This is a genomic window from uncultured Jannaschia sp., from assembly GCF_947494055.1.
Taxonomy (GTDB): Bacteria; Pseudomonadota; Alphaproteobacteria; order Rhodobacterales; family Rhodobacteraceae; genus Jannaschia.
Genome location: NZ_CANLTR010000191.1, coordinates 1 through 440, shown reverse-complemented (window position 1 = coordinate 440; position 440 = coordinate 1). Strand labels below are relative to the sequence as shown.

Sequence of the window (440 nt, the reverse complement as noted above, 5' to 3'; positions counted from 1 at the left end):
ACCTGCGGCTCGCCGGACGTGGTGACGTCGACCTGCGGATCGGCCTGCTCGAACCGGACCGTCGGCTCGGACCGCTCGATGGTCACGTTGGCCTCCTCGGTCGCCTCGGCCATCGTCACAACGGGCTCGCCGCGCGTGACGGTCACCTCGGCGTCTTCCGTGGTCACCGCCTCGGGTGCGGTGCCGGGCTGGTAGGCCTGACCCGAGCGGTTGTCGGTCACCTCGAAGCCGCCTTCGGCACCATCCTCAACGCGCTCGAGTTCGAGATCGACCTGCGGCGGCGCCTGCGAAATGGAGATGCGCGGCTCGGCCTGCTCGACACGGACTGTCGGTTGCGCCGCACCGACCGAGACGTCGGGGTCAGGCATGGTGATGATGATCTCGGGGGCCGCCTGCTCGATCCGGATGGTCGGCGTCGGCATGTCGATCGTCACGTTTGC

1 pseudogene is annotated in these 440 nt (G+C 69.1%); it reads right to left on the bottom strand.

Annotated features, from left to right (window positions below):
• A pseudogene (locus Q1A87_RS23805) lies at positions 1 to 422 on the bottom strand (hypothetical protein); the annotation flags it as partial.
• Positions 423 to 440: the final 18 nt, after the last annotated feature.